24 protein-coding genes are annotated in these 24,269 nt (G+C 42.8%); 16 read left to right on the top strand and 8 right to left on the bottom strand.

Annotated features, from left to right (window positions below; all coding sequences use genetic code 11):
- The first annotated feature begins 207 nt into the window (after nt 1-207).
- Both FKN93_RS11240 and nfsA read left to right on the top strand, forming a co-directional pair.
- A complete protein-coding gene (locus FKN93_RS11240; protein ID WP_154170301.1) occupies nt 208-540 on the top strand; it encodes a DUF1904 domain-containing protein in 333 nt (110 codons plus the stop codon).
- 9 nt (nt 541-549) lie between these two features.
- Nucleotides 550-1,272, top strand: a complete 723-nt coding sequence (nfsA, locus tag FKN93_RS11235; RefSeq protein WP_170905121.1) for an oxygen-insensitive NADPH nitroreductase — start codon at nt 550-552, stop codon at nt 1,270-1,272.
- A 90-nt stretch (nt 1,273-1,362) separates the two neighbouring features.
- On the opposite strand, the gene FKN93_RS11230 is transcribed toward nfsA, so the two are convergent.
- From FKN93_RS11230 to FKN93_RS11215, 4 genes are read right to left on the bottom strand one after another with little or no spacing between them, the layout of a single operon-like run.
- On the bottom strand, nt 1,363-2,763 hold the full coding sequence (locus FKN93_RS11230) for an MFS transporter (RefSeq protein ID WP_154170303.1): 1,401 nt from the start codon (nt 2,761-2,763) through the stop codon (nt 1,363-1,365).
- Nucleotides 2,764-2,813: 50 nt separating this feature from the next.
- The gene (locus FKN93_RS11225) at nt 2,814-3,365 is read right to left on the bottom strand and encodes a peptidylprolyl isomerase (protein WP_161438342.1); all 552 of its coding nucleotides are present in this window, start codon (nt 3,363-3,365) and stop codon (nt 2,814-2,816) included.
- Complete coding sequence (locus FKN93_RS11220) at nt 3,358-3,933, bottom strand: YajG family lipoprotein (protein ID WP_161426620.1); 576 nt, start codon at nt 3,931-3,933, stop codon at nt 3,358-3,360. The genes FKN93_RS11225 and FKN93_RS11220 overlap by 8 nt, the downstream gene beginning before the upstream one ends.
- 33 nt (nt 3,934-3,966) lie before the next feature.
- On the bottom strand, nt 3,967-5,100 hold the full coding sequence (locus tag FKN93_RS11215) for a methyltransferase (RefSeq protein WP_170905120.1): 1,134 nt from the start codon (nt 5,098-5,100) through the stop codon (nt 3,967-3,969).
- Between the two features lie 147 nt (nt 5,101-5,247).
- Between FKN93_RS11215 and bolA the strand changes: the two genes are divergently transcribed.
- The 12 genes from bolA (at nt 5,248) to FKN93_RS11155 (ending at nt 17,017) form a co-directional block, all read left to right on the top strand.
- Nucleotides 5,248-5,568 carry a transcriptional regulator BolA gene (gene bolA, locus FKN93_RS11210; protein ID WP_004394620.1) on the top strand — a complete coding sequence of 107 codons (321 nt, stop codon included), beginning with the start codon at nt 5,248-5,250 and terminating at the stop codon, nt 5,566-5,568.
- A gap of 450 nt (nt 5,569-6,018) precedes the next feature.
- The gene (locus tag FKN93_RS11205; RefSeq protein ID WP_170905119.1) at nt 6,019-7,359 is read left to right on the top strand and encodes a Na(+)-translocating NADH-quinone reductase subunit A; all 1,341 of its coding nucleotides are present in this window, start codon (nt 6,019-6,021) and stop codon (nt 7,357-7,359) included.
- 5 nt (nt 7,360-7,364) lie between these two features.
- Complete coding sequence (locus FKN93_RS11200) at nt 7,365-8,615, top strand: NADH:ubiquinone reductase (Na(+)-transporting) subunit B (RefSeq protein WP_004394623.1); 1,251 nt, start codon at nt 7,365-7,367, stop codon at nt 8,613-8,615.
- Complete coding sequence (locus tag FKN93_RS11195; RefSeq protein ID WP_004394624.1) at nt 8,605-9,378, top strand: Na(+)-translocating NADH-quinone reductase subunit C; 774 nt, start codon at nt 8,605-8,607, stop codon at nt 9,376-9,378. The genes FKN93_RS11200 and FKN93_RS11195 overlap by 11 nt, the downstream gene beginning before the upstream one ends.
- Nucleotides 9,378-10,010 carry an NADH:ubiquinone reductase (Na(+)-transporting) subunit D gene (locus tag FKN93_RS11190; protein WP_004394626.1) on the top strand — a complete coding sequence of 211 codons (633 nt, stop codon included), beginning with the start codon at nt 9,378-9,380 and terminating at the stop codon, nt 10,008-10,010. Before FKN93_RS11195 ends, FKN93_RS11190 begins: the two co-directional genes overlap by 1 nt.
- Nucleotides 10,011-10,017: 7 nt before the next feature.
- Nucleotides 10,018-10,614 carry an NADH:ubiquinone reductase (Na(+)-transporting) subunit E gene (nqrE, locus tag FKN93_RS11185; RefSeq protein ID WP_004394628.1) on the top strand — a complete coding sequence of 199 codons (597 nt, stop codon included), beginning with the start codon at nt 10,018-10,020 and terminating at the stop codon, nt 10,612-10,614.
- Nucleotides 10,615-10,647: 33 nt separating this feature from the next.
- Nucleotides 10,648-11,874 (top strand): NADH:ubiquinone reductase (Na(+)-transporting) subunit F, encoded by a 1,227-nt coding sequence (gene nqrF, locus FKN93_RS11180; protein ID WP_004394630.1) that lies wholly within the window; start codon nt 10,648-10,650, stop codon nt 11,872-11,874.
- Between the two features lie 257 nt (nt 11,875-12,131).
- Complete coding sequence (locus tag FKN93_RS11175; RefSeq protein WP_154170315.1) at nt 12,132-13,142, top strand: FAD:protein FMN transferase; 1,011 nt, start codon at nt 12,132-12,134, stop codon at nt 13,140-13,142.
- Between the two features lie 17 nt (nt 13,143-13,159).
- Entirely contained in the window at nt 13,160-13,393 is a 234-nt protein-coding gene (nqrM, locus tag FKN93_RS11170; RefSeq protein WP_040904064.1) for a (Na+)-NQR maturation NqrM, read from the top strand.
- A 271-nt stretch (nt 13,394-13,664) separates the two neighbouring features.
- On the top strand, nt 13,665-14,729 hold the full coding sequence (dinB, locus tag FKN93_RS11165; protein ID WP_154170317.1) for a DNA polymerase IV: 1,065 nt from the start codon (nt 13,665-13,667) through the stop codon (nt 14,727-14,729).
- Between the two features lie 117 nt (nt 14,730-14,846).
- The gene (locus FKN93_RS11160) at nt 14,847-15,590 is read left to right on the top strand and encodes a DUF2884 family protein (protein WP_170905118.1); all 744 of its coding nucleotides are present in this window, start codon (nt 14,847-14,849) and stop codon (nt 15,588-15,590) included.
- 71 nt (nt 15,591-15,661) lie between these two features.
- Nucleotides 15,662-17,017, top strand: a complete 1,356-nt coding sequence (locus FKN93_RS11155) for a sodium-dependent transporter (RefSeq protein ID WP_040904067.1) — start codon at nt 15,662-15,664, stop codon at nt 17,015-17,017.
- 62 nt (nt 17,018-17,079) lie between these two features.
- Here FKN93_RS11155 and FKN93_RS11150 read toward each other — a convergent pair whose 3' ends face one another.
- From FKN93_RS11150 to FKN93_RS11135, 4 genes are all read right to left on the bottom strand, one after another.
- The gene (locus tag FKN93_RS11150) at nt 17,080-18,177 is read right to left on the bottom strand and encodes a succinylglutamate desuccinylase/aspartoacylase family protein (RefSeq protein ID WP_004394636.1); all 1,098 of its coding nucleotides are present in this window, start codon (nt 18,175-18,177) and stop codon (nt 17,080-17,082) included.
- A complete protein-coding gene (rimK, locus tag FKN93_RS11145) occupies nt 18,137-19,042 on the bottom strand; it encodes a 30S ribosomal protein S6--L-glutamate ligase (RefSeq protein WP_004394638.1) in 906 nt (301 codons plus the stop codon). Before rimK ends, FKN93_RS11150 begins: the two co-directional genes overlap by 41 nt.
- A complete protein-coding gene (locus FKN93_RS11140; RefSeq protein WP_040904070.1) occupies nt 19,042-19,482 on the bottom strand; it encodes an ATP-dependent zinc protease in 441 nt (146 codons plus the stop codon). Before FKN93_RS11140 ends, rimK begins: the two co-directional genes overlap by 1 nt.
- 394 nt (nt 19,483-19,876) lie before the next feature.
- Nucleotides 19,877-21,355, bottom strand: coding sequence for an aminoacyl-histidine dipeptidase (locus FKN93_RS11135; protein WP_158138816.1), 1,479 nt, complete (start codon nt 21,353-21,355; stop codon nt 19,877-19,879).
- 1,033 nt (nt 21,356-22,388) lie between these two features.
- Here FKN93_RS11135 and FKN93_RS11130 point away from each other — a divergent pair.
- Together FKN93_RS11130 and gpt are read left to right on the top strand one after the other, a co-directional pair.
- A complete protein-coding gene (locus FKN93_RS11130; RefSeq protein WP_004394640.1) occupies nt 22,389-23,681 on the top strand; it encodes an NCS2 family permease in 1,293 nt (430 codons plus the stop codon).
- A 36-nt stretch (nt 23,682-23,717) separates the two neighbouring features.
- A complete protein-coding gene (gene gpt / locus FKN93_RS11125; protein ID WP_004394641.1) occupies nt 23,718-24,182 on the top strand; it encodes a xanthine phosphoribosyltransferase in 465 nt (154 codons plus the stop codon).
- Nucleotides 24,183-24,269: the final 87 nt, after the last annotated feature.

The raw sequence follows: 24,269 nt of genomic DNA, 5'->3' as shown, positions 1-24,269 counted from the left end.
TTACGGGCCGTAAGTAATCGTCATATGCAAATGTCAGATCGTGATGCGCCTGTTAGGGCGCTGCTTGTAAGAAAGCCTTATAGGCGCATATGAAAAACCTCCGGCTATGCCGGAGGATATTTTTTTTTAACAGTGGTAAATGATTGGTAGTCTATCGAAGTTCAATTTATAAGCTGTTATGATAAATGACAACAAAAGGAGTAAAGTATGCCACATATTCGATTTCGAGCATTAGAACCGCAAACAGTCCAAGCTTTGTCAGCGACATTAATTAACGAGTTACAGCCTCTAATCAATGCTCCTCGCGAGGACTTCACCTTTGAATATATCTACAGTACTTTCTTCTTTGATGGGGCTGTCAGTCAGGCTTATCCTTTCGTTGAAGTGCTCTGGTTTGATAGAGGACAAAATGTTCAAGACCAAGTCGCATCGGTAATTACCGATCAAGTGCGTCAAGTCTTGAGTAGCCAAGTTGACGTTGCAGTGATATTTACCGCATTAAAACCGAATCACTATTATGATAATGCTCAGCATTATTAAGAGACGTTCATGAATCAAGTTATTGATACCATTACCTCACATCGTTCTATCCGTGCTTTTAAAGATCAACCAATCAGTAAAATACAGTTGGATGCCATTATTGCATCGGGTATCGCTGCCTCTTCTTCGAGTTTATTGCAAGCGGTATCCATTATACGCATTACTGAGCAAGAGAAGCGCCTTAAATTGGCTGAACTTGCGGGTAACCAACCTTATGTCGCTAGCGCCGCCGAATTTTTAGTATTTTGTATTGATTATCAACGTCATTACACGCTTGATAATAACGTGCATCTAGAATTTATGGAGCTGACCCTGATCGGGGCTATTGATGCGGGCATTATGGCACAAAATTGTTTGCTAGCAGCAGAATCGTTGCAATTAGGTGGTGTTTACATCGGGGGATTAAGAAATTCGCCTTATGAGGTTGATCAATTATTAGAATTACCCCCTTATTGTGCAGTGCTTTTTGGCTTGTGTTTAGGTCATCCGGATCAACACCCGCAATTAAAGCCAAGATTAAGTCCAGAAGTGATCGTACATGAAAATGCTTATCAGCCTTTAGAGGTTGGGCGTGTTAAACAGTACGATCAAATTATGCTTGATTACTATCAAACTCGTTCAAGCAATAGTAAGCAGCAAGGTTGGTCTGAGCAAACTTGTAATAAATTAGCTCAGGAATCGAGGCCTTATATGCAGGACTATTTTCATTGCAAGGGGTTGGCTAAAAAGTGATCGCCACAATGTCACTCATTACTGCGCTATTGTAAAACACATCGCTAATTGCTCCCTCTAGAAGCTTATATTCTAAGGGAGCCAATTTTATCACTTGCTTTGTTTCTCTGAGCGATCGAGTGAATCAAGTTCTGATAATTGATGCTTTCTTGCCGTGTTGAGCATGTTGTTAAAATAATGACGTAATGAGTACAGCATGAGTAGACTGGGTACGACCATAACTGCAGTTAATACGAAAAATAGTGACCAATTATCAAGATAATCAGCAACTTGACCGCTAAATGAAGCAAGCGTTGTACGGCCAAAGTTGCCTAGTGATGCTAGTAAAGCATATTGAGTAGCGGAAAAAGCTTGCCCTGTCATTACCGTTAAGAAAGAAACGAAAGCTACAGTAGAAAAAGCGGTAGTAAAGTTATCAACAACAATTGTAGCGAGCAGAAGATGTTCATTCGGGCCGACTTCAGCAATCCAAGAGAACATAAGATTACTTGCCGACATCGCTATTCCGCCGATCATTAATCCTTTAATAATGCCAAATCTTACGTTGAACATGCTACCGACAAACGTAAATAGCATAGTTAATCCCCAACCAATCAACTTAGAGTAGTATCCGATTTGTTCATTGGTGAATCCGATATCTTTATAAAAAGCAATCGACATCCTGCCCAGAAATGCTTCTCCAATTTTGAACAGAAAGACAAACAGTAATAGAGTGATCGCCACTCGAGTTCCATTTTGGCGGAAAAAATCAATGAAGGGTTCAAATAATGTCACGGTGAGCCATGTCGCGGCTTTAGATTGAATGACTTCACCGTGTCGTAACTCAGCTTGTTGTTGCAATCGATCTCGATGAGACGTTGGTTCGCCGACAAATAAGGTGAACAGCATTAACAATAATACGATTGCCGCCATTCCGTAATAGACTTGGTTCCAACCCACACTATCGGCATTAATAAAAGCAAAGTATCCGGGTAGAGAATATCCAGTCCACCATCCAATCACCGCCATTGCTGAAGCTTGAGGCAACTTTGATTGTTCTGATTTAGGAAAGGTGTCAATGCGAAAAGCATCAATGGCAATATCTTGTGTCGCTGATGCGGTAGCGATCGCCAGAGCAAACATTGATGTTAAAATAAGATTGGTCGCCGGATTAACCCCTGCGATCAGCAACGTAAAAATAAAAACCAGAAGTTGGCAAAACAATATCCAGCTTCGTCTTTGTCCTAGTCTTTTATATAAGAATGGGATTTTTACTCGATCGACTAAAGGTGCCCAAAGAAAATTAATGGCATAGACGGAAAATACGCTACCAAAGTATCCGATAGCGGCTAGAGATAAGCCTGCATCTTTAAGCCATCCAGACATGTTTGAACCGATCAATACCCAAGGGAAGCCACTTGAGCAACCAAGTAGAAATACCCATAAAAGACGACGATCAAGATAACTTTTAATGGTTTGTGACCAAGTAAGATATTGAGTTCCGCTCGGCATGAGCCTTATCCTTACAGAGTTCCCCCTAACTTTAAGTTAGGGGGAAGAAATTAATCAACAATAACTGTCACATTGGTAATGACGATTGGGGTTACAGGGACATCATTCAGATGGCCTATCGTTCGAGTTGGTTGCTTGGCCATCATTTGGATAGTTTCAAAGCCACTGATCACTTTACCAAAAACGGCATAGCCTTCTTGACGTTGGGTGGGATTTAAAAATTGATTATCAGCAAGGTTAATAAAAAATTGTCGTGTGGCAGAATTTGGGTTAGCGGTTCTTGCCATGGCAATTGTTGCCGTATCATTGCGTAGCCCATTACGAGCTTCATTGATAATCGGTGGGTGGGTTTTTAATGGTTCTAATTTGGCGTCAAAGCCTCCACCCTGAGCCATGAACCCAGGGATTACTCGATGGAATTGACTACCGATATAACTACCATCTTGCACATAATGTAAAAAATTTTCACTGGTAATTGGTGCTAATTGTGAATCAAGCTCTACGATGAAATCACCGATAGAGGTCTCAAATTTAACCTGTGGTTCTGCCCATACAGTAATGCTGAACATCGTTAGAATTGTGGCGGCTATTTTTTTAACCATTGAAACGATCCTTCATATAGCTTTGCAACTCGCTATCGTTGGCAATTTCTTTCAGTACTAAATTAACAACATCATTGAATACTCTTTCAATATCTTGATTTGATGCACTTAAAGCAGCGCTTCGCTTCGCTGTACCATGATAACTTTTTACTAGCTTACCTTTAGGTGTTTCGGCGGTTAACTCAAGAGTGACACTGGCGTTCATTTCATGCGAGGTAATTGAGTGTTTGACAGTAACTAACGCCTCTTGAATCTCTAACGCCAAATTGTTTTCACTATTCACCGTTAAACGGAAACCTTGCGAAGCAAACTGTTCAGCTAAAGTATTTTCTAAGGTAATACGTAGATTCTGTTTTGCATGCACTGGCTCAATATGATTACGTCCACTGTCGACTAATGCTACATACTGCGCAGAACGAACATCTTTGCTGACTAAGGTAAAGCTGACATTGTTAACAATATTGCTGCTACTTAATACTGCTTGAGGCATAAAGTTAATTTGCTCTTGCTTTGGTGCGGCACAAGCGGTTAAGAGTGCAATTGAGGCGGCGATAACCAATTTCTTCATGATCAAATCCTTTGCTGTAGTGAACGGTAATACTTATGACTTAATAGCCTGTAAGATAACAAATTTTGCGTTACTAGCGATAGTTTTCACCTGCGTATTACCAAATAGTCGCTTTAACTTGATATCGTAACCGAGGTGACGGTTACCAATCACTAACAACTTGCCCTGTTTAGAAAGAACACGCTTAGCATCACAAAACATCTGCCATGCAATATGATCAGTGATGGCTTGTTGCTGATGGAACGGTGGATTGCAAACGATAAACATTGTGCTGTGATCGGGAAAGCCATCTAAACAATTATTTGTCAAACATTCAAAACGATGCTGTGATGATAAATTTTTCTCAAGATTTCGTTTCGCTGACTCCACCGCCATAAAGCTTTCATCAACAGAGATTATTTTGGCTTGTGGGTTCAGTTGCCCGAGTTTGACCGATAAAACGCCGTTGCCGCATCCTAAATCAATAATACTCTCTAAGGTGTCATCTTGAGGTAAATAATCTAAGAGTAAACGCGCGCCTTGATCCAAACGTTCAGCAGAGTAGACATTAGGCAGATTAGTTAATTCAATCGTTTTATCATCAATGCTCCAGCAAATACTTTCTTCTATCGAGGGAAGGGGCTGAACATCGGGCTGAGAAAAGACGAGACGATGTTTTTTCCACGCCAAAGAAGTCTGTGTTTGGCCTAAATATTGTTCAAAAAGTTGTAATGTAGAGGTATGGATTTCTTTTGCTTTATTGACGGCTATTACAGGGCAATGAGCGGGTAAAGAGGCTCTTAATTGGCTCAATTGCCAAATTAAATGACGGTTATTACGAGGAATTTGCATCAATACAAGGTCGATGCTATCCGGGATCGATGCCATCGTATTATCGAGATGAATAGCGGGACAACCATTGGCTTGTAAATTCGCTATCGTAGCTTGTTGGGCAATAAATGAATCACTCAACATAGTGATTTGATGTTCGAAAGACAAATAGCAGCTTAGTGCACCGAAATGATCATTCAGAACAAGAATATGCCGATTAGGTTGTAGATTGAGCGTCTTAAGATGAGAGATCAAATACTCATCACCCGCATCCCAAGCTTGTAATGTTTCATTACTGCGAATGGGAAATCGATGAAGCGTTAAAGTTCGGTTATCCAAGGTTAATTCTGTTTTCATCTTGTTCGTTAACTATCGATTAAAGAAAGGCAACAACATTGTCTCAAATGGAGAGGGAACAAGAAACCAAAACCTTTTCCTTCTCATTAAGCAAGAGTAGAATCGCAGCATCATATAAATGAGACATTGTGTCGTTGAGGACTCATCATGCTTCAAGAAACCATCGAAATGAAATTACAGCAGGCTTTTCAACCAGAGCATTTACAAGTGCTGAATGAAAGCTATATGCATAATGTCCCTGCCGGTTCAGAAAGCCACTTTAAAGTCATTATTGTTAGCGACACTTTTGTCGAACAGCGCTTAATTACTCGTCATCGACAAGTTAATCAAGTGTTAAAAGATGAGCTTGCTCACTCTATCCATGCATTGGCTATTCATACTTACACGCCTCAAGAATGGAACCAATTGCAAGGTGAGGCTCCTGATAGCCCTATGTGTATGGGTGGTTCTAAAAATGAACTTAAATAAGTGAGTGATCGCCGTTATCAGCCTTTGCGTATTGTATTGTTAAGCAGACCATGGTGGTGCATTTTCCCTACCAATAATCAAATAATTCTGCTCGTAAGTTAACTGACTAAGGTTAACTGTGCGATAGGTCATATTTATGATTATTTATCATTCCTTGCTGGCTATTTCTTGATAAATAAAGCGAATGAAGCGGGGATTGGTCATGGCATCCAGTTCCTAAAAGATGCTAAACTATTGCACCTGACAAATCTCATTACAGACTGGTAATCGGATTTTAAGAAGGATGTTGCGGTTTTGGCATTGACAATAGCCAAAAACGGACACTATCAATGTCGTGTCTAGAGAGCGTTAGATCGTGTTGACTGGCATGTAAGTCAATTAGCCTGTCTCGTTCTCGATTTTACGCAATGAAAGAATCTTTTTCCCAATAAAAAAGTAGTGCAAGTGCGTATGATTACAATAAAAAAGGGTTTGGACCTTCCCATTGCTGGAGCTCCTTCCCAGGTGATTCATGATGGCAAAGCCATCACCAAAGTCGCCTTGCTTGGCGAAGAGTACGTGAGTATGCGTCCAACGATGCATGTTCGCGTGGGTGATGAAGTGAAAAAAGCACAAGTTCTTTTTGAAGATAAGAAGAACCCAGGTGTCGTTTTTACTTCTCCTGTTTGTGGCAAAGTTGTTGAAGTTAATCGTGGTGCTAAGCGAGTCCTTCAGTCCGTTGTGATTGAAAAGATGGGCGATGAGCAAATCACCTTCAATAAATTTGACGCGAGCCAGTTAGCGAGTTTAGACCGCGCAGCGGTGACCTCTCAACTTGTCGACTCTGGATTGTGGACAGCCCTACGAACTCGTCCGTTCAGCAAGGTACCAGCCATTAATTCTCACACTAAAGCGATCTTCGTTACGGCCATGGATACCAATCCATTAGCCGCAGAGCCAAGTGTCATCATTAATGAGCAGCCAGAGGCGTTCACTGCAGGTCTAGACGTGCTTTCAGTACTCACTGAAGATAAAGTCTATGTTTGTAAATCGAACGTAAGCTTGCCTCGTTCAGCTCAACAGAATGTGCATGAGCATGTTTTTGATGGCCCACATCCAGCTGGCTTAGTCGGGACGCACATGCATTTCTTGTCTCCTGTTAATGCGCAAAATGTGGCATGGAACATCGATTATCAAGACGTAATTGCTATTGGTAAGCTGTTTTTAACCGGTGAACTGTACAATGAACGAGTGATTTCATTGGCGGGTCCAGTGGTGAATAATCCACGTTTGCTACGTACCGTAATGGGCGCAAGTTTGGATGAGCTAACTCATAGTGAATTAATGCAAGGCGATGTACGAGTAATATCAGGCTCCGTATTGTCTGGTACAAAGGCTTCTGGTCCCCATGCTTACCTTGGTCGTTATCATAAGCAAGTCTCCGTATTGCGTGAAGGCCGAGAAAAAGAACTGTTTGGTTGGGCGATGCCGGGTAAAAACCGCTTCTCTGTGACACGAGCATTCTTAGGTCATTTCTTTAAAGGTCAGTTGTTTAATATGACTACTACCACCAATGGTAGTGATAGAGCAATGGTTCCTATTGGCAACTATGAAAAAGTCATGCCGCTCGATATGGAACCAACATTGCTACTGCGCGATTTGTGTGCGGGTGATACCGATAACGCTCAGCGTTTAGGGGCTCTTGAGTTAGACGAAGAAGATCTCGCGCTGTGCACCTTTGTATGTCCAGGCAAGTATGAATATGGCGCCTTGCTGCGCGAGTGCCTCGACAAGATTGAGAAGGAAGGGTAATTTTCATGGGCCTTAAAAAGTTTCTTGAAGACATCGAGCCTCATTTTGAGCCAGGTGGAAAACATGAGAAGTGGTTTGCTTTGTATGAAGCTGCTGCAACGTTGTTTTATACACCGGGCCTAGTGACGAAAAAAAGCTCACACGTGCGTGATAGCGTTGATTTAAAACGCATCATGATCATGGTTTGGTTTGCGGTATTCCCTGCTACTTTCTGGGGAATGTACAACGCAGGCGGCCAAGCCATTTCTGCTTTATTGCACATGTCTGCATCTGGTCAGCTGGATTTAGCAGCAGCAATCGCAGGTAACTGGCACTACTGGTTGACCGAAATGCTGGGTGGTACCATTTCTGCTGAGGCAGGCTGGGGCTCCAAAATGTTGCTCGGGGCAACTTACTTCCTACCAATTTATGCAACCGTCTTTATTGTTGGTGGTTTCTGGGAAGTATTGTTCTGTATGGTACGCAAACATGAAGTGAATGAGGGTTTCTTTGTTACTTCAATTCTGTTTGCTCTGATTGTTCCACCCACGTTACCACTTTGGCAAGCGGCATTAGGTATTACCTTTGGTGTTGTGGTTGCGAAAGAAATTTTCGGTGGTACTGGACGTAACTTCCTAAACCCTGCGTTGGCTGGTCGTGCTTTCCTGTTTTTTGCTTATCCAGCACAAATTTCAGGGGATACAGTATGGACGGCTGCTGATGGTTACTCAGGTGCAACTGCACTTAGCCAGTGGGCGCAAGGTGGTTCAGGCAGTCTTGTACATACGGTAACCGGTGAGACGATCACTTGGATGGATGCCTTCATTGGTAATATTCCAGGCTCGATTGGTGAAGTATCTACACTGGCGCTGATATTAGGCGGTATATTTATCGTCTATATGGGTATAGCCTCATGGCGTATTATTGCCGGCGTTATGATTGGTATGGTGGCGTTAGCAACCTTATTTAATGTGATCGGCTCTGATACTAACCCTCTATTTAGTATGCCTTGGCATTGGCATTTAGTGTTGGGCGGATTTGCATTCGGTATGATTTTCATGGCGACTGATCCTGTCTCCGCCGCGTTTACCAATAACGGTAAGTGGGCATATGGTATCTTAATTGGTGCTATGTGTGTCCTCATTCGTGTGGTTAACCCAGCGTATCCTGAAGGGATGATGTTGGCTATCCTGTTTGCAAACTTGTTTGCGCCTCTGTTCGACAATTTGGTTGTAGAGAGAAATATCAAACGGAGAGAAGCCCGCTATGGCAAGTAATAACGATAGCATTAAAAAAACGCTGTTGGTTGTTATCGCATTGAGCCTAGTATGCTCGATTGTGGTTTCTGCTTCAGCGATCATTTTAAAAGACCGCCAAACCAATAATGCTTTGCTTGATATGCAAAGTAATATTGTCTCGGTGGCGGGCTTAGAAGCTCGTAATCCGCAAGAAATTCAAGCACAGTTCCGCTCCAATATCGTGCCTCGTTTGGTCGATTTTAGTACCGGTAATTTTGTTGAGGGAGATGCGGCAAACTTTGACCAGCGAGCAGCGTCGCGTAATCCTAGTGAGTCTATTCGTCTACCAGCCGATCAAGACCCAGCTAAAATCCTACGTCGCTCTAATCTTGGTGTTGTCTATTTAGTCAAAGGCGATGAAGGGTACTCCAAAGTTATTTTACCGATGCACGGTAACGGCTTATGGTCGATGATGTACGCTTTTGTTGCTGTAGAAATGGATGGTAATACTGTTGCGGGCATTACTTACTACGAGCAGGGTGAAACGCCTGGGCTTGGTGGTGAAGTAGAAAACCCAAGATGGCGTCAACAATTTGTAGGTAAGCAATTGTTTGATGAAAATCATCGTCCAGCGCTTCGCGTCTACAAAGGTGGTGCGCCTGAAGGATCTATTCACGGTGTTGATGGACTGTCTGGAGCGACACTGACGGCTAATGGTGTACAACATACGTTTGACTTCTGGTTGGGTGACATGGGCTTTGGTCCATTCCTTGCAAAAGTTCGTGACGGAGGCCTGAACTAATGGCTAACGCAAAAGAAATGAAAAAAAGCTTGTTAGCGCCAGTGTTGGACAACAACCCAATTGCACTACAAGTGCTTGGTGTGTGTTCTGCATTAGCGGTAACAACTAAGCTAGAAACTGCTTTTGTTATGACACTTGCGGTTATCTTTGTAACTGCATTTTCTAACTTGTTTGTTTCTATTATTCGTAATCACATTCCTAATAGTGTGCGGATTATCGTGCAAATGGCGATTATCGCTTCGTTGGTTATCGTGGTTGACCAGTTCTTAAAAGCTTTCTTATACGATATTTCTAAACAACTATCGGTATTCGTTGGCTTGATCATTACTAACTGTATCGTTATGGGACGCGCCGAAGCGTTTGCGATGAAATCAGCGCCCTTACCCTCATTGATTGACGGTATCGGCAATGGGCTAGGTTATGGTTTTGTCCTGATCACGGTTGCTTTTTTCCGCGAACTACTTGGCTCTGGTCAACTGTTTGGTTTAGAAGTCTTGCCACTGGTAAGTAACGGCGGATGGTATCAGCCCAATGGTATGATGCTGCTCGCGCCATCGGCCTTCTTCTTAATCGGTTTCTTGATTTGGGCTATCCGTACGGTGAAACCAGCACAAGTCGAAGCGAAGGAGTAAAACTGCAATGGAACATTATATTAGTTTGCTTGTTCGTTCGATCTTTATCGAGAACTTAGCGCTATCGTTTTTCTTAGGGATGTGTACTTTCTTGGCGGTATCTAAGAAAGTAAAAACCTCTTTTGGCTTAGGTGTCGCGGTTATTGTGGTTCTAACCATTGCCGTGCCGGTGAACAATTTACTCTATAACTTGGTGTTGAAAGACAGCGCGTTAGTCGACGGAGTAGACCTGAGCTTTTTGAATTTCATCACCTTTATTGGGGTAATTGCTGCCTTAGTTCAGATTTTAGAAATGGTGTTGGACCGATTCTTCCCGCCACTATACAACGCGCTAGGCATTTTCTTACCCTTAATTACGGTGAACTGTGCCATCTTTGGTGGTGTGTCTTTTATGGTGCAACGCGATTACAACTTCACTGAGTCGATTGTTTATGGCTTTGGTTCTGGTGTCGGTTGGATGTTGGCGATTGTTGCGCTTGCGGGCATTCGCGAGAAAATGAAATATTCAGACGTTCCTCCAGGATTACGTGGTTTAGGTATCACGTTTATCACGGTAGGTTTGATGGCGTTAGGCTTTATGTCTTTCTCTGGTGTTCAACTGTAAGTCGGGTAGGCCGCAACAATAAAGGAATAGTCAATGCTAAGTATTATCCTTGGTGTCGTGATGTTTACCATTATCGTTCTAGCGTTGGTATTAGTGATTTTATTCGCTAAGTCCAAGCTGGTACCTTCAGGTGACATTACCATCTCAATTAATGGTGAGCCAGATAAGGCCATCTTAACTCAGCCAGGTGGCAAGTTACTCAGTGCCTTAGCGGGTTCAGGAATTTTTGTTTCTTCAGCTTGTGGTGGCGGTGGTTCTTGTGGACAGTGCCGAGTAAAAATCAAATCGGGCGGTGGTGATATTCTGCCTACCGAGCTTGATCATATCAGTAAAGGTGAAGCCCGAGAAGGCGAGCGTCTTGCTTGTCAGGTCGCAGTGAAAACCGATATGGATATTGAGCTTCCAGAAGAGATTTTTGGGGTGAAACGTTGGGAATGTGAAGTTATCTCTAATGATAACAAAGCAACCTTCATTAAAGAGCTCAAGCTACAGATTCCGGATGGTGAGTCAGTACCATTCAGAGCTGGTGGCTATATTCAGATTGAAGCACCAGCACATCACATTAAATACTCTGATTTTGATGTTCCAGAAGAGTATCGTGGTGACTGGGACAAGTTTAACTTGTTCCGCTACGAGTCGAAGGTTGATGAAGATATCATTCGCGCTTACTCAATGGCTAACTATCCTGAAGAGTTTGGGATTATTATGCTTAACGTGCGTATTGCAACGCCGCCGCCAAATAATCCTGATGTGCCACCAGGTCAAATGTCCTCGTATATTTGGTCACTGAAAGCTGGTGATAAATGTACTATTTCTGGTCCGTTTGGTGAGTTCTTCGCTAAAGATACTGATGCAGAAATGGTGTTTATCGGTGGTGGTGCTGGCATGGCTCCAATGCGTTCGCATATTTTCGACCAGCTTAAGCGTTTGAAATCAAAACGTAAGATGTCTTTCTGGTACGGTGCGCGTTCTAAACGTGAAATGTTCTACGTTGAAGATTTTGATGGTCTGGCAGCAGAAAATCCGAATTTCGTTTGGCATTGTGCATTATCTGATCCGATGCCTGAAGACAACTGGGATGGCTATACTGGCTTTATCCATAATGTATTGTATGAAAATTATCTGCGCGATCACGATGCGCCAGAAGATTGTGAATACTACATGTGTGGGCCACCGATGATGAATGCTGCGGTTATCGGCATGTTGAAAGATCTCGGTGTAGAAGATGAGAATATTCTACTGGATGATTTTGGCGGTTAATCGCTAATTATCGCAAAACCGATGGCTGGCTCAGATGAGTCAGCCATTATTTTTCTGCCGAGAGTATAACGTGAGAAAATAGGTCTGTTGATTGCCATACACTCAAACGACGTTAAGTTGTCGTTAGGCGACAGGTAAGTGAATTTCGATACGTAAAGATAACGGATGAGAATGAACGAATGTTGCCACTACTATGGCTGAAAGTGGTAAGGGATAAAACACACCTATGAGTTCATGATCTAATGAGGTATTAATAAGTGAAGAAATGGCTTGTTGCATTCGCATCGCTAATTTTTATGGCTGGATGTGAAAAATCAGTTGAATTGGTCCATTTAAATGGGCCAACGATGGGGACGACCTACAATATAAAGTACACTCAACAAGCAGGCATTCCTGACTCATCTCATTTACAAACAGAGATCGATCGTTTGTTAGAGCAAGTCAATGACCAGATGTCAACGTACCGTGAAGATTCTGAACTCAGTCGCTTTAATCAACATCAAAGTAGCGAGCCTTTTCAGGTCTCAGAGCAAACGGCAACGGTTGTGAAAGAGGCAATTCGACTGAATGCGCTCACCTTGGGATCATTAGATGTGACGGTCGGGCCTTTGGTTAATTTATGGGGCTTTGGTCCCGAAGCGCGCCGAGATACAGTACCTAGTGAGCAAGAGTTAGCCGCACGAAAAGCCAAAACAGGCATAGAACATTTATCCATTTCTGGGCATTTTTTAAGTAAAGCTATCCCTGATTTATACGTTGATTTGTCAACCATCGCCAAAGGTTGGGGAGTTGATGTTGTTGCCGACTTTATCGAATCGCAAGGGATTGAGAATTACATGGTTGAAGTTGGCGGAGAAATGCGCCTTAAGGGCCTTAATGCTCAAGGCATTCCTTGGCGAATTGCGATTGAAAAACCGTCTGTACAAGAGCGCTCAGTTCAAGAGATAATTGAACCCGGTAATATGGCTATTGCCACTTCTGGTGATTATCGGAATTATTTTGAACGCGATGGTATGCGTTATTCACACATTATTAATCCACAAACGGGTTATCCAATCGATAATAAAGTGGTTTCAGTCACGGTTCTGGATAAATCGAGCATGACCGCTGATGGTCTTTCAACGGGGCTTATGGTGCTAGGTGAAGAAAAGGCGATGGCGGTGGCTGAGTTAAATCAAATCCCCGTATTTATGATTATTAAAACAGATGATGGCTTTAGAGAGGTGGTTTCTAGTGCATTTCAGCCTTATCTTAATCGGTCAAAATAAAGAGTGAGTCAGTTACGATGAGTACTTTTTTTATAACATTTGCTGTCTTTATGGCAGTGATTGCTGCAATGGCAGTAGGCTATATTTTTCAAAAGAAAGTCGTGAAAGGCAGTTGTGGCGGTCTTGGTGCGGTTGGTATTGAAAAGGTTTGTAATTGCCCTGAACCTTGTGATGCTCGTAAAAAACGAGAAGCACGTGCCGCAGCTCGTGCTGAACGGTTAGCAGCATGGGAAAAAGACCGAATTGCTTAATCTTTTTATGTGCGATGAATATACCCAAACAACTTGGAGTTGCAGGTAGGCGGCAAGTGAGTAAATCGCCATGAGTATAGGCAGACTATATGATTGGGGTGTACGAACGCAACCAACACCGCTGCCGCTTCAAGGAGGAAGGGTAAAGCCATTAACGCTTTTCTCAATCAAGTAATCAACACCTCGCCATCTGGGCGAGGTGTTTTTTTATATGCATTTCATAACGAAATACCTATACTGTTCATACATACAGTTTTGTTCGTGATGCGTGATGGGTGAATCGATTCGTAAAATTATTCATATTGATATGGACTGTTTTTTCGCTGCCGTAGAAATGCGTGATAATCCTACCTATCGAGATCGACCATTAGCGGTCGGAGGGAATGAGAAACAGCGCGGTGTGATCAGTACATGTAATTATGAAGCGCGACGTTTTGGTATTCATTCTGCGATGCCAACGGCTCAGGCGATCAAACTATGCCCCCACTTATTGGTGGTGCCGGGTAGAATGTCGGTCTATAAAACTATCTCGCAACATATCCAACAGATTTTTCAGCGTTATACTGCGATTATAGAGCCCCTGTCATTAGATGAGGCGTTTTTAGATGTCAGTGATGCTCAGACTTATTATGGCAGCGCCACATTAATTGCTGAAGCGATTCGACGTGATATCTGGAATGAACTCCAGTTGACGGCCTCTGCCGGCGTTGCACCACTTAAGTTTCTCGCCAAAATTGCCTCTGATATCAATAAACCAAATGGACTGTGCGTAATAACACCTGAACAAGTACAAGGCGTTATTGATGGTTTACCTTTAGGTAAAATCCCAGGTGTTGGTAAGGTGAGTTTAGAGAAACTGCATCAAGCTGGATTTTATGTCTGTGAAGACATAAAAAATAGCGACTATCGACAACTGTTGGTTAGCTTTGGGCGCTTGGGAGCTTCACTGTGGAAAAAAAGTCATGGCATTGATGAGCGGCCGATAGTTGTTGAGCGTGAAAGAAAGTCTGTCGGGGTTGAGCGTACCTTGAGTGAAAATATTCAAACTTACGAACAATGTTGGCAACTCATTGAGCAAACTCTATTTCCTGAGCTTGAGCGACGACTAAACCGTTCTTGCCCGCAACGAGGAATCATCAAGCAAGGCATTAAGGTTAAGTTTGCTGATTTTCAACTCACGACGATTGAGCATGGACAAACTCAGCTAGAGCGCAATGATTTTAAATCGCTATTAGCTGATGTCCTTCAGCGTCAAAAAGGGCGAGGAATACGCTTACTGGGACTCAATGTCACCTTAAAACCGCCAGAACCTTTCGTTCAATTAAGCTTTTTTTAATATCAGCAGCAGTGACATCAAACGTTATCTGAATGTTTCATGCCAGATTATGACAATTCACTAACTAGGTCGACATTTCGTTAGGATAAGATGTACGCGACTAAGTTTGAGGAAAATATGAAAAAATTATTGTTACTGTGTGGGCTTATGGTTAGCCCTTCATTATGGGCAATCACCTGTCCTGTTGAATTGCACAATGAACTGCGTATGACTGCGCAGCAGATCGAAATTCATCGCACTGATCAACACGCGGTGATCACCCAACAAAATGAACTGTTAATTTCGGGGCAGCCAATAAGAGTAACGAATCAACAACAAGCGGTGTTAAGAGATTATCGACAACAGATTGATTCGATTTTGGCTGAGACTCAACAATTAACCAATAAGAACTTACAGCGTAGCCGTATCCTATTAGAAGATGTGGCGGCTCGCCTTGAAGCTCCTGGAGCTTTTGATAATGTGCAGCATCGGATCGAAGCCTTGTTTAGTGAGCTAGAGGCTCGCTATCATCATCAAGAACAATGGGTGTTTCCTGCGCAAAAATTTTCAGTCACCGAGAAAGAGTGGCAGCAAGAATTTGAACGAGCTCAGCAAGCAATCAGTCAACAATTTTTATCGGATGCTTTTATGGTGATTGCGCAAAAAATGCAGCGCCAAGGAGGAATGAATCTGACTGAACTCACTCGGCAAATGGATGATCTTAAAATCCATGTCACGCAACGTTTAAATGATTACTCACAACAATTGACCAGTGAAGTGACTGCGCTGTGTAGCTCGCTAACGCAATTGCAGCAACAAGAGCAAGTATTACATCAATCTATCCCTAGATTAAAAAACTTCTCATTACTGAATGAATCATAAGATAACGATTGTCGATGGATTGATTTTCGATTATTGTACTAGCTTACTAGTTTGACGATGTGTGAGTGGTTATGACACAAGGTAGTTCACGGGAAACCTTTGGTTCTCGACTTGGTTTTGTTTTAGCAGCCGCAGGAGCAGCGGTGGGGCTTGGGAATATTTGGGGATTTCCTACTCAAGCGGCCAGCAATGGTGGTGGCGCTTTCCTTTTTGTTTATTTAGTGCTTATTTTTGTCGTCGCTTTTCCTATGTTAGTGGTGGAGATGGCAATTGGTCGATCAGGTCAAGCTAATCCAGTCGATAGTATGCGCTCACTAACCAATCATCCTTTAGGTAAAAAGGTTGGTGCTTTCGTTGGCTGGGTAGGATTAAGTGTACCCAGCGCGGTGTTGGCGTTTTATAGTATCGTTGGTGGTTGGATCATCTGTTTTCTGTTCGCCGCGATTACTGATCTGCTGGGATTGACCAATATTAGCTCGTGGCTTAAAGGTTTTTCCGTCGAACGTAATCTATTAGGCACATTGATTTTTTACTTATTAACCATTTTGATTGTTCGTAGCGGAGTCAAACAAGGTATTGAGAAGTGGTCAACACGCTTGATGCCTGCGTTATTTGTTTTATTTGCCGTGCTGTTTGTTTATATCATGATGCAGCAGGGGGCTATGGATGGTTTAAAACATTACTTAGTACCTGATTTTGAAAAAGTGTGGGATAGAAAACTCATTTTAGCGGCGATGGGACAAGGCTTTTTCTCTTTAACGATCGGCGGTTGTTCGATGTTGATTTACGGCTCTTACTTAAGTAAAAAAGAGAACTTACCGAAGATGGCGATGAGCGTTACTTTGGTTGATACCAGTGTCGCGTTTATAGCTGGTTTAGTGGTGATGCCAGCCATGTTTGTGGCGATGCATAATGGTGTACAAATTTATGCTCAAGATGGTTCGTTACTGAGCTCGGATACTTTAGTGTTTACCGTCTTGCCATTAATGTTCGATAGTCTCGGTTTGCTTGGGCAACTGTTTGCGGTGGTGTTTTTCTTATTATTAACCATTGCCGCATTAACCTCGTCGATCTCGATGTTGGAATGTCCCGTGGCTTTGGTAAGTGAGCGCTTTAATACGCCACGGGGAAGCACCAGTTGGGTATTGGGTGGTTTGATTGCGTTATTTAGCGTCGTGATAGTGTATAACTTTGCGAGTCTATTTGGCTTGGTTGCGATGGCGGCAACTCAATATTTACAACCGACAGCGGCATTAATGTTCTGCCTATTTGGCGGCTGGGTATGGAGTCGTCATGCTAAGTTCAAAGAGTTGCAACACGGTTATCCCGAGTTCGCAGGTAGTTGGTTTGCGAAAATCTGGCCGTGGTATGTCAAATTTGTTTGTCCGCTTTTGGTGACAACTGTAATTTGGGCTTCTTTTACCTAGCTGATAATAAACCGCAAGATAGATAAATGCCCTTGTTGATAAACCACAAGGGCATTATTGGATCAGACTGGGGATGGTGGCATGATTTGCCCAGTCGTTAATGGTTCTAAATCACTATCGGTCACTTCTTCAATAAAATCACCGACAACTTGCTCAACCATCTCGTCACTTTGACTGAAATAAGCCAAATGAAAGACCGCATCGCCTTCATTGACTAATGGGAGTGTTTGTTGACCAATCACAATCCCACCTTTGCTAGCTCTTATTTCAACTTCTACATTACCGAGTGGTGAATTAATGTAGGCTAATACTTGGCCTTTTTCGACTTTATCGCCAAGTGAAACGAGGGTTCGCAAAATGCCGTCGGCTTCTGCTCGCTGCCAACTGGTGGATTTGGCGATGACTGAGGTTGGGCGTTTTTTGCGACTTGGTCGCAGCATACCGATTTCTTGCATGACGCGTTTTACGCCGACAATTCCAGCATGGATAGCGATAGGATCAAAGCGTAATGCTTCACCCGCCTCATAGGTCAATACGGTAATACCGGCTTTTTCGGCTTCGCTGCGTAACGAGCCATTACGCAGTGGTGAATCTAAAATAACTGGTGTAGCAAACGCTTCAGCGATACGTAAGGTTTCACGATTACTCAGATCAGCGCGAATTTGTGGTAAATTAGTTCGATGTATTGCACCTGTATGTAAATCAATGATGTAGTCACAATTAAGTGCGACTTGAGAGAAGAAGTTATGCGCCATTCGTGAGGCGAGTGAACCTTTTTCACTGCCAGGAAAACAGCGATTAAGATCTCGCCGATCAGGAAGGTAGCGAGATTTATGAATAAAGCCAAACACATTGACTATCGGGACAGTGATTAATGTCCCTCTTAACTTTTTTGGGTCAAGCGAGTTGATCAGTTGTCGAACGATCTCGACCCCATTAAGTTCATCTCCATGAATCGCGGCATTGACCATAAGGACCGGACCTTTCGAGATGCCATGGATGATTTCTATGGGGATGGATAGAGGAGAGTGGGTGTACAGTTTCGCAGCTTCGAGCTCAATGACTCGTTTACTTGCTGGGGGAATGGATTCCCCCAAAAATTGATAATCCGTATTTCGATTAGCCTTTACCACGTGTTTTTGTCCTTCTACTGGCCGCATTCTTCTCGATAAACTCGATGATCAGGCTGGCAATGTCTTTCCCTGTTGCGGCTTCAATGCCTTCTAAGCCCGGTGATGAATTGACTTCCATAACCAATGGGCCTCGTTCTGAGCGAAGTAAATCGACACCAGCAACATTCAGTCCCATAATCTTAGCAGCATCAATCGCTGTTTTGCGTTCTAGAGGGGTAATTTTTACTAACGATGCGGTTCCCCCACGATGTAAATTGGAGCGAAATTCACCTTCAGCACCTTGACGCTTCATGGCGGCAATCACTTTATCACCGATAACAAAGCATCGAATATCGGCGCCACCCGCTTCTTTAATGTACTCTTGCACCATAATGTTGGCTTTCAGGCCCATAAAAGCTTCAATGACACTTTCAGCCGCTTTTCGGGTTTCAGCTAATACGACACCGATACCTTGGGTACCTTCAAGCAATTTAATTACTACAGGAGCCCCTCCGACCATGTCTAACAAGTCTTTGACATCATCAGGCTTGCTGGCAAAGCCAGTGATCGGCATACCAATGCCTTTACGAGAAAGTAGCTGCATTGAACGTAACTTGTCACGTGAGCGGCTGATGGCAACAGATTCATTGGCAGGATAAACCCCCATCATTTCAAACTGACGTAATACTGCGGTGCCGTAGAAGGTGACTGAAGCACCGATCCTTGGGATCACTGCATCAAAACCACCGAGCTCTTCACCTTTAAAATGGATCTCGGGTTGGTCTGAATTGATATTCATATAACAGCGTAAGGCATCAATGACTTTTACCTCATGACCGCGCTGTTTACATGCTTCAATCAAGCGCTTCGTGGAGTACAGAGAAGCGTTACGCGATAGAATACCAATTTTCATTATTTATTTTCCTCGAAAGGGATTAAAAAAGATTGTGTAGGATCGACAATCAGTTTGTGATGCATTGCGGTTCTGCCGAGTAACATACGAAACGCCATATTCTCACGATTGGTTAGCGTTATTTCGATCGGCCAGCGTTGACCACCGAGACAAAGATCGGATTTGATCACATAGCGGGATTCCTCGTGCCCACCGGAATCACGCACGATACGTTCATCAATCACTTCTGCTTCACAGACGGTGACTTTATCAACATTATGTTGTAATGGATGAATCCAAAATCTCACCCATAGCGCGTCATCTTTGGTAAAGCTTTCTACTTTAAAAGCGTGTAAACAAGAGGTTCTTGCGCCAGTATCGATTTTGGCTTTTATTTTTTCAATGCCTAAATCAGGAAGGCTAAGTGTTTCTCTCCATCCAACAATCATTTTTTTTGTCATGGTCATTTTTTTGAATATGGTTGTGTATTTGAGCACAGTTGATGCTGCTCAGGAATGGCCCATAAGGGAAGAAAATTAGCAGCATCTCGATACGACAGTCATCGAGTCATCAGCTTGAATCGAGTTAGGTGAATAACTCGGGAAAATTCAAGGGAGCGAACTCTAGCAGCAGATAAAATCCGCAGCTAATGAATAAAATTATTCGTATCGATAAAAAAAATTGATACACCGCTTACTTTATTTTGTGACTGAATAATTCACTCATCCAATCAATGCGTTTGATTGCATCGTATAACCTGTTACGCCGGCAAGTACCAACGGGTTGAGTGAAAATTAGCCTCATTTGAATGATAGGCTTTGTTCGGTTCTGAACAAAGCCTATCATAATTATCGATTAGACAGAGGGTTTTGTTGGAATATGTTCCAATAAAGCGACCATTTGTTGCCAAAATAGCTCTACAGTATCTATTTTCACTTTTTCATCTGGAGAGTGAGGGAACTTAATCGTTGGACCAAAGGAAAGCATATCCATATGTGGGTATGGTTTTTTGAATAGTCCACACTCTAATCCGGCATGAATGACCATGATATTAGGTTTATGGCCATAAATACCTTCATACATATCACGGAAGATAGCCATGATTTCTGAGTCAGCATCGGGTTTCCAACCAGGATAGGCTCCTGAAAAACGAACGTCGGCACCGGCTAATTCGGCGATAGAGGTTAGCATCCCTTCAACTTGGCTGCGTCCAGAATCAATCAATGAACGGATCAAACATAGCACATTCACTTGCTCTGCTTCGGTTGTGATCACGCCGACATTAAGCGAGGTTTCTACCACTCCTTGAATATCGTCACTCATGCGGATCACGCCGTTCGGACAAGCATTCAGTGCGGCAATGAAGCGTTGCTGATCGGCGCTTGAGAATACCCCTTGAGTGGTTTCTTTTGCTTGATTAAAGGTGGTAATACTGGTTTCCACTTTACCCAGTTCAGCGACTAATAATTGCTGGTAATCATTAAACACTTGTTCTAACTGAGTTTCCATTTCTGCCGGGATAGCGACGGTAATAAAAGCTTCTCTTGGAATCGCATTACGTAAGCTCCCACCTCGAAACTCAATTAAACGCAGATCTAATGCTTGAGCGTAAGTGGCAAGAAAACGACCAAGTAATTTATTGGCGTTACCGCGACCAGTATGAATATCACAACCTGAATGGCCGCCTTTTAAGCCTTTTAAGGTTAATTGTCGGGTGACAAAGCCAGAAGGAATCGTTTCACGAGTGATGGCGAAAGTCAGTGCGCCATCAACCCCACCGGCACAGCCCATGTAGACTTCACCTTCTTGCTCTGAATCGGTATTGAGAAGAATATCGCCTTCTAGCCAACCGGCTTGCAGACCAAATGCACCTGTCATGCCGGCTTCTTCATCGATGGTCAATAAAACTTCAAGCGGACCATGTTTGATCTCATTCGAGGCAAGTACGGCCAAACAGGTTGCCATGCCAATGCCATTATCCGCACCTAATGTGGTTCCTTTTGCTGTTACCCATTCTCCATCAATATAAGGTTGGATTGGGTCGGTCGCAAAGTCATGTTGCATGTCTTCATTTTTTTGCGGAACCATATCAATATGTGCTTGGAGTACAACCCCTTTTTTGTGCTCCATTCCTGCAGTGGCTGGTTTTTTGATAAACACATTGCCGATCGGATCGCGACGAACCTCTAAGCCTTGCTGAGTCGCCCAATCAATAATGTATTGAGCCAGTGCTTCTTCATGTTTAGAGGGATGAGGGATAGAACAAATTTTATCAAAAAACTGCCAAACAGGGCTAGGTGATAAATTACTGATTTCAGAATGGAATTCAGACACTGATAACTCCTTTTTGTGATTGTCCCCGATCAATGTGCATATTTATGGATGTTTTGCAGAGTAATAAACTGAGATCGGAGGTGAGACGATAATATGAAATAGCATACCACTATGCGAGATCTGGGAGTAGTGGATTTATTATCCTTCTCGATGGCTACCATTTTTCCTGCTTGAGATTTACCACGTTCGTTACGCTAGTCACATTGTTCATCGTTGTTCAGTGAGTCGCGATCAAGGCTATCTTTTGTTTATTCGACTGAACGATGACGACAGCGTGAAACATTCCGCTTATTGAGTGTCAATGATACACGTATTGTTCAATCGTTTTGAGGCTTTAAGGACGAGAGGGTCTCCCCATGTTGAGTGAGGAGTGAAGACATTATTACTGATGTTTGTGTAATTAAATTACCAAACTTCGTCGGGATTAGTGTTTTTTTGTACTTTTTGTGATTTTAGTCACCAAAAGTGTTGTAATTAATTTTCTTGGTGGTATATTTGTAACCAACTTACCAAGTGAAGAAAAAATGCTCAAAGGATGAGTCCGATTTATCGCCTCCAAGGAACTGAGAAATCAACTTAATGACGTTTGATTTTAAAGGTGATAGTTATGAATAAAGGTTTATCTTGTGTAATGTTCTGGAAAAACAACTCTGTTTTTACTAGCAACTTTACTTATCCATCAAGTTTTGGTTATTAAATTAACCACTTGAAAGTTATGTGGTTTTGTTCACCCCTATATTAGAATCTATTGTTAATCTACAGTGATTAAAATAATTCACCGCCATCTGTACTCAGATGGCGTTTTTTTATGCTTAACGATCCGTAATAATCCTTTGCTCAGCAGATGAGTATTGTCCTCGCGAGTATCACTTCACGAACGTTGGTCCGTCGCTTTCACGTTTTTAGCATAGATAAAGTCGTTTTTTTCCTACAGATTGATAGTAGTTGTGTATGGAATTTATCTGTTGATAACTTTATAATCCTCGCCAATCGATTACGCAACCGTTTACTTTGTCTGTATTAGGATTCTACCATGTTGGAAAAACTGTTTAAACTCAGTGAAAATGGCACAACCGTGCGCACTGAGATCATTGCCGGGATCACGACGTTTCTGACCATGGCTTATATTATTTTTGTGAATCCGGCAATTTTAGCGGATGCAGGAATGGACCGTGGTGCTGTCTTTGTGGCGACCTGTTTAGCGGCAGCGATTGGCTGTTTTATTATGGGTTTTGTCGCTAACTACCCGATAGCACAAGCCCCTGGCATGGGGTTAAATGCTTTCTTTACCTATGTTGTTGTACTTGGCATGGGGTATACGTGGCAAGTGGCGTTAGCGGCGGTATTTTGCTCAGGTATTTTATTTATCCTATTGAGTCTATTTAAGATTCGTGAATGGATCATTAATTCGATTCCAATGTCGTTACGCACGGGTATCTCTGCCGGCATTGGCTTGTTTTTAGCATTTATCGCGCTTAAAAATGCTGGTATTGTGGTCGATAACCCGGCAACTTTGGTGTCAATGGGAGCGATTACCTCGTTGCCTGCTGTGTTGGGGGCGTTAAGCTTTTTCTTCACGATTGCTCTGGTTCATCGCGGTGTTAAAGGGGCGGTGATGATCGCTATTTTAGCGGTGACTATTTTAGGGTTGATTGTTGGCGATGTGACTTGGGGAGGCATCATGTCTACGCCACCAAGTATTGCTCCAACTTTCATGCAGCTTGATTTTTCAGCCGTATTTGAAATCGGCATGATTTCAATTGTGTTTGCTTTCTTGTTTGTTGACCTGTTTGATACCGCTGGAACTCTCGTTGGAGTGGCAAACAAAGCGGGTTTCATTGGTAAAGATGGTAAAATTCCACGTTTAAATCGAGCATTGCTTGCTGACTCGACAGCGACGTCTGTCGGCGCATTATTGGGCACCTCGAATACCACATCTTATGTCGAAAGTGTTTCAGGTGTGGCTGCAGGCGGTCGCACGGGCTTAACCGCGGTAGTTGTTGGCATTTTATTTATACTTGCATTATTCTTCTCGCCATTAGCGGGAATGATCCCTGCCTACGCTACGGCGGGTGCGTTGTTTTATGTCGCGATTCTAATGATGTCCGGCTTGGTAAGTATCGACTGGCGAGATCTTACAGAAGCGGCACCGACGGTAGTGACTTGCTTATTAATGCCTTTAACCTTCTCAATAGCTGAAGGTATCGCACTTGGTTTTATCTCTTACGCCGTGATTAAACTATTGAGTGGCAAAGGTCGACACGTTTCGCTTAGTGTTTGGATTATGGCGATCGTCTTTGTTATTAAGTTTATTCTTGAAGCGTAAATAGGCTCTATTTTCAAATAATTAGGTTCAATCACAATGAGTAAAAAATTCGTAATCACTTGGGACAATATGCAAAATTTTTGCCGTGAATTAGCCCAGCGTCAAATGCCTGCTGAGCAATGGAAAGGTATCCTCGGTGTGAGTCGCGGTGGGTTGGTTCCTGCAGCTATTTTAGCGCGTGAACTTGGCATTCGTTATGTTGATACCGTTTGTATCTCAAGTTACGATCATGACCATCAACGTGATATGACCGTACTGAAAGCACCTGAGCATGATGGTGAAGGTTTTCTTATTGTTGATGATTTGGTTGATAGCGGTGATACGGCACGCAAAATACGTGAAATGTACCCGAAAGCTAAATTTGTGACCGTTTGTGCTAAACCAGCAGGTAAAGATTTAGTGGATGAATACGTAGTCGATATTGAACAAGATACTTGGATTGAACAACCTTGGGATATGGCTTTAGCTTATGTTGAACCAGTGAATCGTAAGCAAAAATAACGACAATTATTGATTCATCACCAGTTTCCCGCAATTAATCGACATATGGCCCTGCAAAGGGCCTTTTTTTTGATTACTATAAGGTCT

The sequence above is a fragment of the Vibrio sp. A8-1 genome (assembly GCF_013048685.1).
Taxonomy (GTDB): domain Bacteria; phylum Pseudomonadota; class Gammaproteobacteria; order Enterobacterales; family Vibrionaceae; genus Vibrio; species Vibrio metschnikovii.
The sequence above is the reverse complement of the archived record's forward strand: the minus strand, read 5'-3'. Positions and strand labels throughout refer to the sequence as shown.

Coding starts and splice junctions, on each gene's coding strand:
- FKN93_RS11205 (WP_170905119.1), top strand. CDS start 6,019: ATGATTACAATAAAAAAGGGTTTGGACCTTCCCATTGCTGGAGCTCCT.
- FKN93_RS11225 (WP_161438342.1), bottom strand. CDS start 3,365: ATGGTTAAAAAAATAGCCGCCACAATTCTAACGATGTTCAGCATTACT.
- dinB (WP_154170317.1), top strand. CDS start 13,665: ATGGGTGAATCGATTCGTAAAATTATTCATATTGATATGGACTGTTTT.
- nqrM (WP_040904064.1), top strand. CDS start 13,160: ATGAGTACTTTTTTTATAACATTTGCTGTCTTTATGGCAGTGATTGCT.
- FKN93_RS11155 (WP_040904067.1), top strand. CDS start 15,662: ATGACACAAGGTAGTTCACGGGAAACCTTTGGTTCTCGACTTGGTTTT.
- FKN93_RS11140 (WP_040904070.1), bottom strand. CDS start 19,482: ATGACAAAAAAAATGATTGTTGGATGGAGAGAAACACTTAGCCTTCCT.
- FKN93_RS11230 (WP_154170303.1), bottom strand. CDS start 2,763: ATGCCGAGCGGAACTCAATATCTTACTTGGTCACAAACCATTAAAAGT.
- nfsA (WP_170905121.1), top strand. CDS start 550: ATGAATCAAGTTATTGATACCATTACCTCACATCGTTCTATCCGTGCT.
- FKN93_RS11130 (WP_004394640.1), top strand. CDS start 22,389: ATGTTGGAAAAACTGTTTAAACTCAGTGAAAATGGCACAACCGTGCGC.
- FKN93_RS11215 (WP_170905120.1), bottom strand. CDS start 5,100: ATGAAAACAGAATTAACCTTGGATAACCGAACTTTAACGCTTCATCGA.
- FKN93_RS11150 (WP_004394636.1), bottom strand. CDS start 18,177: ATGCGGCCAGTAGAAGGACAAAAACACGTGGTAAAGGCTAATCGAAAT.
- gpt (WP_004394641.1), top strand. CDS start 23,718: ATGAGTAAAAAATTCGTAATCACTTGGGACAATATGCAAAATTTTTGC.
- FKN93_RS11240 (WP_154170301.1), top strand. CDS start 208: ATGCCACATATTCGATTTCGAGCATTAGAACCGCAAACAGTCCAAGCT.
- FKN93_RS11200 (WP_004394623.1), top strand. CDS start 7,365: ATGGGCCTTAAAAAGTTTCTTGAAGACATCGAGCCTCATTTTGAGCCA.
- FKN93_RS11195 (WP_004394624.1), top strand. CDS start 8,605: ATGGCAAGTAATAACGATAGCATTAAAAAAACGCTGTTGGTTGTTATC.
- nqrE (WP_004394628.1), top strand. CDS start 10,018: ATGGAACATTATATTAGTTTGCTTGTTCGTTCGATCTTTATCGAGAAC.
- FKN93_RS11190 (WP_004394626.1), top strand. CDS start 9,378: ATGGCTAACGCAAAAGAAATGAAAAAAAGCTTGTTAGCGCCAGTGTTG.
- rimK (WP_004394638.1), bottom strand. CDS start 19,042: ATGAAAATTGGTATTCTATCGCGTAACGCTTCTCTGTACTCCACGAAG.
- FKN93_RS11220 (WP_161426620.1), bottom strand. CDS start 3,933: ATGAAGAAATTGGTTATCGCCGCCTCAATTGCACTCTTAACCGCTTGT.
- nqrF (WP_004394630.1), top strand. CDS start 10,648: ATGCTAAGTATTATCCTTGGTGTCGTGATGTTTACCATTATCGTTCTA.
- FKN93_RS11160 (WP_170905118.1), top strand. CDS start 14,847: ATGAAAAAATTATTGTTACTGTGTGGGCTTATGGTTAGCCCTTCATTA.
- bolA (WP_004394620.1), top strand. CDS start 5,248: ATGCTTCAAGAAACCATCGAAATGAAATTACAGCAGGCTTTTCAACCA.